The organism is Mycobacterium sp. TH-M15 (assembly GCF_057473705.1).
On sequence record NZ_JBYCLB010000342.1, the window covers coordinates 1 to 6637 of the forward strand.

Sequence of the window (6637 nt, forward strand, 5' to 3'; positions counted from 1 at the left end):
AGAAGCGGTTCATGAAGATCGTCTCGCTGGCCCCGGAGGTGCTGTAGATGAAGGTGCACAAGGGCGACACCGTGCTGGTCATCGCCGGCAAGGACAAGGGCGCCAAAGGCAAGGTGCTGCAGGCATACCCGGCGCGCGACCGGGTGCTGGTGCAGGGCGTGAACCGGATCAAGAAGCACACCGCGGTCTCCACCAACCAGGCCGGTGCTTCCTCGGGAGGGATCGTCACCCAGGAGGCGCCGATCCACGTCTCCAACGTGATGGTGGTCGACTCGGACGGCAAGCCGGCCCGCGTCGGCTACCGGACCGACGAGAAGACCGGCAAGCGGGTCCGGATCTCCAAGCGCAACGGCAAGGACATCTGAGCATGACGACGACGGAAAGCCCGACGAAGACCCAGCCGCGGCTGAAGGTGAAATACCGCGAGGAAATCCGGGATTCGCTCCACAAGGAGTTCAGCTACGCCAACGTGATGCAGATCCCGACCGTGGTCAAGGTGGTGGTCAACATGGGCGTCGGCGAGGCCGCGCGGGACGCCAAGCTGATCAACGGGGCGGTCAACGACCTGGCGCTGATCACCGGGCAGAAACCCGAGGTTCGCAAGGCCCGGAAGTCAATCGCCCAGTTCAAGCTGCGCGAGGAGATGCCGATCGGCGCCCGGGCGACGCTGCGCGGCGACCGGATGTGGGAGTTCCTGGACCGGCTCACCTCGATCGCGCTGCCCCGGATCCGGGATTTCCGCGGGCTGTCGGCCAAGCAGTTCGACGGCTCCGGAAACTACACGTTCGGCCTGTCCGAGCAGTCGATGTTCCACGAGATCGATGTGGACTCCATCGATCGGCCCCGGGGCATGAACATCACCGTCGTCACCTCGGCGACGACCGACGACGAAGGACGAGCGCTGCTGCGGGCCCTCGGCTTCCCGTTCAAGGAGAAGTGAACGACATGGCGAAGAAGGCGCTGGTAAACAAGGCGGCACGCAAGCCCAAGTTCGCGGTTCGCGGCTACACCCGGTGCAACCGGTGCGGACGCCCGCGGGCGGTGCTGCGTAAGTTCGGGCTGTGCCGGATCTGCCTGCGCGAGATGGCGCACGCCGGTGAACTGCCCGGTGTGCAGAAGAGCAGCTGGTGAAGCGCGGTAGGCCCCCAAGGGAAATTTCCTGGATGGGAACCACCGCGAGGAAGGTGACACCTCTTTCATGACGATGACCGACCCGATCGCAGACTTCTTGACCCGTCTGCGCAACGCCAACTCGGCGTATCACGACGAGGTGACCCTGCCGCACTCGAAGATCAAGGCCAACATCGCCGAGATCCTCAAGCGGGAGGGCTACATCAGCGACTACCACGTCGAGGACGCCCGGGTGGGTAAGGCGCTGGTGGTGAACCTCAAGTACGGCCCGAACCGGGAGCGTAGCCTGGCCGGGCTGCGCCGGGTGTCCAAGCCCGGCCTGCGGGTGTACGCCAAGTCGACCAATCTGCCGCGGGTGCTCGGCGGGCTGGGCGTGGCGATCATCTCCACCTCGTCGGGCCTGTTGACCGACCGGCAGGCGGCCAGGCATGGCGTGGGCGGCGAAGTCCTCGCGTACGTGTGGTAGCCGAGAAGCAGAAGCAGAGCAGGGGCAAGCAAGATGTCGCGCATTGGTAAGCAGCCGATCCCGGTTCCGGCCGGGGTCGACGTGACCATCGACGGTCAGCAGGTGTCGGTCAAGGGGCCGAAGGGCGCTTTGGAGCTGTCGGTGGCTGCGCCGATCGGTGTCGCGCGCAACGACGACGGGGCGATCGTGGTGACCCGCCCCGACGACGAGCGCCGCAACCGGTCGCTGCACGGCTTGAGCCGGACCCTGGTGGCGAACCTGATCACCGGGGTCTCCGAGGGCTACCTCATCAAGATGGAGATCCACGGCGTCGGCTACCGGGTGCAGCTCAAGGGTTCCACGCTGGAGTTCGCGCTGGGCTACAGCCACCCGGTGGTGGTGGCCGCACCCGAGGGGATCACCTTCGCGGTGGAGTCGCCCACCAAGTTCTCCGTCGCCGGCATCGACAAGCAGCAGGTCGGACAGATCTCGGCGAACATCCGCCGACTGCGCCGCAAGGACCCGTACAAGGGCAAAGGCGTGCGCTACGAGGGTGAGCAGATCCGTCGCAAGGTCGGAAAGACAGGTAAGTAGCCATGGTGCACACACACAGCGTCTCCGCGGCCCGGCGCACCGCCCGGCTGCGTCGGCACGCGCGGCTGCGCAAGAAGATCTCCGGCACCGCCGCCCGCCCGCGGCTGGTGGTGCACCGGTCGGCCCGGCACATCCACGTGCAGCTGGTCGACGACCTGACCGGCACCACGCTGGCGGCGGCCTCGTCGATCGAGGCCGACGTGCGCGCCGTGACCGGCGACAAGAAGGCGCACAGCGTCCGGGTCGGCCAGCTGATCGCCGAGCGGGCCAAGGCGGCCGGCGTCGACACCGTGGTGTTCGACCGCGGTGGCTACACCTACGGCGGCCGGATCGCGGCGCTGGCCGACGCGGCCCGCGAGGGTGGATTGACGTTCTGATGTACATGACCGAGACGGGAAGGATCGCATGATGGCGGAGCAGCCGAGTGCAGCGGCCGCGGGGGGAACCCCGCCGGAGGCCGGCAGCGCACCCCGGAGCGAAGGCCGCGGCGACAACCGGGACGGCCGTCGTGACGGCGGCCGCGGCGGCCGCGGCGGTCGCGACAGCGAGAAGAGCAACTACCTGGAGCGCGTCGTTGCGATCAACCGGGTCTCCAAGGTGGTCAAGGGCGGCCGCCGGTTCAGCTTCACCGCGCTGGTGATCGTCGGCGACGGCAACGGGATGGTCGGCGTCGGCTACGGCAAGGCCAAGGAAGTCCCGTCGGCGATCGCCAAGGGCGTCGAGGAGGCCCGCAAGGGCTTCTTCCGGGTACCGCTGATCGGCGGCACGATCACCCACCCGGTGCAGGGTGAGGCCGCCGCCGGGGTGGTGCTGCTGCGCCCGGCCAGCCCCGGTACCGGGGTGATCGCCGGCGGTGCGGTGCGCGCCGTGCTGGAGTGCGCCGGCGTCCGCGACATCCTGTCCAAGTCGCTGGGCAGCGACAACGCCATCAACGTGGTGCACGCCACGGTGACCGCGCTGAAGATGCTGCAGCGCCCCGAGGAGGTGGCCGCCCGGCGCGGCCTGCCGATCGAGGACGTGGCCCCGGCGGCCATGCTCAAGGCGCGGCGGGAGAGCGAAGCGGCGGTCGCGGCCGGGGCGCCGCGGGAGGGGACGGCGTAGCCATGGCGGCGTTGAAGATCACCCAGGTGCGCAGCACCATCGGCGCCCGCTGGAAGCAGCGGGAGAGCCTGCGCACGCTGGGTCTGCGCAAGATTCGGCAGTCGGTGGTGCGGGAGGACAACGCCCAGACCCGCGGGCTGCTCGCGGTGGTGCACCACCTCGTCATGGTTGAGGAGGCCGGCAAGTGACCATCAAGCTGCACGATCTGCGCCCGGCGCCCGGATCGAAGACCAAGCGCACCCGGGTCGGCCGCGGCGAGGGCTCCAAGGGCAAGACCGCCGGCCGCGGCACCAAGGGCACCAAGGCCCGCAAGAACGTGCCGGTGACCTTCGAGGGCGGCCAGATGCCGATCCACATGCGGCTGCCGAAGCTGAAGGGCTTCCGCAACCGGTTCCGGGTCGAGTACCAGGTGGTCAACGTCGGCGACATCAACCGGCTCTTCCCCAAGGGCGGCGCCGTCGGTGTCGACGACCTGGTCGCCAAGGGCGCGGTGCGGAAGAACTCGCGGGTGAAGGTGCTCGGCGACGGCAAGATCGCGGTCAAGGCCGACGTCACCGCGCACAGGTTCAGCGGCAGCGCCCGGGAGAAGATCACCGCCGCCGGTGGCTCGGCCACCGAGTTGTAGGCTCTCCGCACGTTTGAGATTGCACTGAGGGCGGGATATCCTATCGGATTCACTCCCTCAGTGCAATGTCGGCTGCCGCTGTGTCGCTAGGCCCGCAAGCCCAACACATCGCGGAACGGCGCCTGGCGCAGCGCGAGTTCCCGCGGGTCGCTGACCAGGTGGAAACCCGGCCGGTTCATCAGGTAGACGAGCCCGATGCCGGTATCGGGGTCGGCGAACCCGACTGAGCCATGCCGTAGCCGGCATCGACGTCGCCGCCGATCGCGGCGCCGGGCACAGTGACCTTGAGCATCATCGGGCTCTTCTGTCACCGTCGCCGTGCGCCGTGCGCCGTGCGCCGTGCGCCGTGCGCCGCGCCACGCGCCCGGTGCGTCGGTAGGCTCGGCGTATGTTCTCGCTGCTGCCCGCCCTGCCCGGCGTCGACGACCTGCGCGGCATGCTGCGCCACGTCGACACCGCCCGCCACCACGGCGTCCCGAACGGCTGCGTCCTCGAACTCGACCTGCAGTCGCTGCCGGCGGAGACCGGCGGCTTGGACCCGCTCACCGTGATCACCCGCGGCGGGCGCCCGCCGGTGCTGCGCGACGTGGTCGACGCCATCTACCGGTCCGCCGAGGACGCCCGGGTGGCCGGCCTGATCGCCCGGGTGCAGCTGTCGGCGGCGGCCGCCGGCCCGGTTCAGGAGCTGCGCGCCGCGATCGCCGAGTTCGCCGCTGCGAAACCGACGGTGGTCTGGGCCGAGACCTATCCGGGCACGCTCTCCTACTACCTGGCGTCGGTGTTCGGCGAGATCTGGATGCAGCCGTCCGGCACCGTCGGCCTGGTCGGATTCGCCACCAACGCGATGTTTCTGCGCTCCGCGCTGGACAAGGCGGGCATCGAGGCCGAGTTCGTCGCCCGCGGCGAATACAAGTCCGCGGCAAACCTTTTCACCCAGGACAGCTACACCGACGCGCACCGGGAGGCGGACACCCGGCTGGTGCAGAGCCTGCACGCGCAGGTGCGCCAGGCAGTGGCCGAGTCGCGCAGACTGAAGCCCGCGGCGGTGGACGACCTCGCCGACCGGGCGCCACTGCTGCGCGACGACGCCGTCGAGGCCGGCCTGGTGGACCGGATCGGTTTCCGTGACGAGGCCTACGCCCGGATCGCCGAACTGGTCGACGGTGGCCCGAACGCGCGGCCGCCGCGGCTGTACCTGGCGCGCTACGCGCGGGCCAAAGCGTCGACGCGGCCGGGGCTGCCGCTGCCGACGATCCCGGGCCGGACGGCCAAACCGAAGGTCGCGGTGGTCACCGTGGCCGGCCCGATCGTCAGTGGCCGGGGCGGCCCGCAGGTGCTGCCGGTCAGTAGCTCCAGTGCCGGCGGCGACACCATCGCCGCGTCGCTGCGGGAGGCCGCCGCCGACGACGACGTGGTCGCGATCGTGCTGCGGGTGGACAGCCCCGGCGGCTCGGTCACCGGCTCGGAGACCATCTGGCGGGCGGTCGGCGAGGCCCGCAAGGCGGGCAAGCCGGTGGTGGCGTCGATGGGGGCGGTGGCGGCATCCGGCGGCTACTACGTGGCGATGGCCGCCGACGAGATCGTGGCCAACCCCGGGACGATCACCGGATCGATCGGCGTGGTCACCGGCAAGCTGGTCGCCCGCGAGCTGAAGGATCGGCTGGGCATCGGCTCGGATGCGGTGCGCACCAACGCCAACGCCGACGCCTGGTCGGCCGACGCGCCGTTCACCGCCGAGCAGCACGCCCGGCTGGAGGCCGAGGCGGACCTGTGCTACGCCGACTTCGTCGGCCGGGTCGCCGAGGGCCGCAACCTGTCGGTGGAGGCGGTCGACGCGGTGGCCCGCGGCCGGGTGTGGACCGGGGCCGATGCGCTGGAGCACGGCCTGGTCGACGAGCTCGGCGGGCTGCACACCGCGATGCGACGCGCCAAAGCCCGGGCCGGGCTAGACCCGGACGCCGACGTTCGCGTCCCGCACTACCCGGGCTCGTCGTTGCTGGAGCTGCTGCGCCCGCGATCGTCGTCGGCGCCGGCCGCGGACTCGCTGCCGGACGCGGTGGGCGCGCTGCTGGTGCGGTCGCTGGTCGGTGTGGTCGATCAGACCCGGCGGTCGGTTGCCGGAGCGAGCGTGCTGTGGCTGGGGGAGCCGCGACTGGACGGGTGACCTGACGGCGTCCTAGCCGCGGACCGCCGTCACCGCGATGGTGTTCCGGAACGGGGCGATCGCCTCGTCGTCGGGACCGGCCGGGAAATCCACCCCGTACTCGTCGAACAGCTCGCTTCGTGGCCGGGTGGTCGGCCGCCAGCCCCGCGCGGCGAGGTAGTCGGCGACGTTGTTGCGGGTGCCGGTGTAGAACAGCTGGGTCATGTCCATGTCATAGCCGTAGGCACGCCACTGGTCGGTGAGCTTCTGCGCCCGCTCGGTCATGTGCGCACCGCCGTCCGGGTGGTATTCGGTGGCCAGCCGGCTGCCGGGTGCGCTCAGCGCGGTGATGTCGTCGAATAACCGGTCCTGGGCGGCCGGCGGCAGGTACATCAGCAGACCCTCGGCGCTCCACGCCACGGGTTGGGTGTCGTCGAATCCGCTGCGGCGCAACGCCGTCGGCCAGTCGTCGCGCAGGTCGACCCGGACGGTGTGACGCCGGGCGGCCGGCTCGGCGCCGAGCGTGGCCATCGCGGCGGTCTTGAAGTCGATCACCTGCGGCTGGTCCACCTCGTAGACGGTGCTGCCGGCCGGCCAG

Annotated in this window: 11 protein-coding genes and 1 pseudogene; 10 read left to right on the forward strand and 2 right to left on the reverse strand. The window is 70.4% G+C overall.

The genetic code is table 11. The features are described from left to right. The first annotated feature begins 47 nt into the window (after nt 1-47). From rplX to rplO, 9 genes are all read left to right on the forward strand, one after another. Complete coding sequence (gene rplX / locus AC2VNT_RS08320) at nt 48-365, forward strand: 50S ribosomal protein L24 (RefSeq protein WP_486946405.1); 318 nt, start codon at nt 48-50, stop codon at nt 363-365. 2 nt (nt 366-367) lie between these two features. Further along, nucleotides 368-940, forward strand: coding sequence for a 50S ribosomal protein L5 (rplE, locus tag AC2VNT_RS08325; protein ID WP_486946406.1), 573 nt, complete (start codon nt 368-370; stop codon nt 938-940). A 5-nt stretch (nt 941-945) separates the two neighbouring features. Then, the gene (locus AC2VNT_RS08330) at nt 946-1131 is read left to right on the forward strand and encodes a type Z 30S ribosomal protein S14 (protein ID WP_486946407.1); all 186 of its coding nucleotides are present in this window, start codon (nt 946-948) and stop codon (nt 1129-1131) included. A 67-nt stretch (nt 1132-1198) separates the two neighbouring features. After that, complete coding sequence (gene rpsH / locus AC2VNT_RS08335; RefSeq protein WP_486946408.1) at nt 1199-1597, forward strand: 30S ribosomal protein S8; 399 nt, start codon at nt 1199-1201, stop codon at nt 1595-1597. Nucleotides 1598-1630: 33 nt separating this feature from the next. After that, entirely contained in the window at nt 1631-2170 is a 540-nt protein-coding gene (gene rplF, locus AC2VNT_RS08340; RefSeq protein WP_486946409.1) for a 50S ribosomal protein L6, read from the forward strand. A gap of 2 nt (nt 2171-2172) precedes the next feature. Beyond that, a complete protein-coding gene (gene rplR, locus AC2VNT_RS08345; RefSeq protein ID WP_486946410.1) occupies nt 2173-2547 on the forward strand; it encodes a 50S ribosomal protein L18 in 375 nt (124 codons plus the stop codon). A 31-nt stretch (nt 2548-2578) separates the two neighbouring features. Then, nucleotides 2579-3271 carry a 30S ribosomal protein S5 gene (gene rpsE / locus AC2VNT_RS08350; RefSeq protein ID WP_486946411.1) on the forward strand — a complete coding sequence of 231 codons (693 nt, stop codon included), beginning with the start codon at nt 2579-2581 and terminating at the stop codon, nt 3269-3271. Between the two features lie 2 nt (nt 3272-3273). Further along, nucleotides 3274-3459, forward strand: coding sequence for a 50S ribosomal protein L30 (rpmD, locus tag AC2VNT_RS08355; RefSeq protein WP_486946412.1), 186 nt, complete (start codon nt 3274-3276; stop codon nt 3457-3459). Further along, a complete protein-coding gene (gene rplO, locus AC2VNT_RS08360; RefSeq protein ID WP_486946413.1) occupies nt 3456-3896 on the forward strand; it encodes a 50S ribosomal protein L15 in 441 nt (146 codons plus the stop codon). The genes rpmD and rplO overlap by 4 nt, the downstream gene beginning before the upstream one ends. A gap of 86 nt (nt 3897-3982) precedes the next feature. Here rplO and AC2VNT_RS08365 read toward each other — a convergent pair. Further along, nucleotides 3983-4126 (reverse strand): annotated as a pseudogene (locus AC2VNT_RS08365) (EstA family serine hydrolase); the annotation flags it as partial. Nucleotides 4127-4284: 158 nt separating this feature from the next. Between AC2VNT_RS08365 and sppA the strand changes: the two are divergent. Then, nucleotides 4285-6060, forward strand: a complete 1776-nt coding sequence (gene sppA, locus AC2VNT_RS08370) for a signal peptide peptidase SppA (RefSeq protein ID WP_486946414.1) — start codon at nt 4285-4287, stop codon at nt 6058-6060. 12 nt (nt 6061-6072) lie between these two features. Here sppA and AC2VNT_RS08375 read toward each other — a convergent pair. Continuing rightward, the coding region (locus AC2VNT_RS08375; protein ID WP_486946415.1) for an SAM-dependent methyltransferase at nt 6073-6637 on the reverse strand (565 nt) is incomplete at its 5' end.

Bases quoted from the DNA above. Each gene is read 5' to 3' on its own strand.
- rplR (WP_486946410.1), top strand. From the start codon at position 2,173: ATGGTGCACACACACAGCGTCTCCGCGGCCCGGCGCACCGCCCGGCTG.
- rplX (WP_486946405.1), top strand. From the start codon at position 48: ATGAAGGTGCACAAGGGCGACACCGTGCTGGTCATCGCCGGCAAGGAC.
- rpmD (WP_486946412.1), top strand. From the start codon at position 3,274: ATGGCGGCGTTGAAGATCACCCAGGTGCGCAGCACCATCGGCGCCCGC.
- rpsE (WP_486946411.1), top strand. From the start codon at position 2,579: ATGGCGGAGCAGCCGAGTGCAGCGGCCGCGGGGGGAACCCCGCCGGAG.
- sppA (WP_486946414.1), top strand. From the start codon at position 4,285: ATGTTCTCGCTGCTGCCCGCCCTGCCCGGCGTCGACGACCTGCGCGGC.
- AC2VNT_RS08330 (WP_486946407.1), top strand. From the start codon at position 946: ATGGCGAAGAAGGCGCTGGTAAACAAGGCGGCACGCAAGCCCAAGTTC.
- rplF (WP_486946409.1), top strand. From the start codon at position 1,631: ATGTCGCGCATTGGTAAGCAGCCGATCCCGGTTCCGGCCGGGGTCGAC.
- rplE (WP_486946406.1), top strand. From the start codon at position 368: ATGACGACGACGGAAAGCCCGACGAAGACCCAGCCGCGGCTGAAGGTG.
- rpsH (WP_486946408.1), top strand. From the start codon at position 1,199: ATGACGATGACCGACCCGATCGCAGACTTCTTGACCCGTCTGCGCAAC.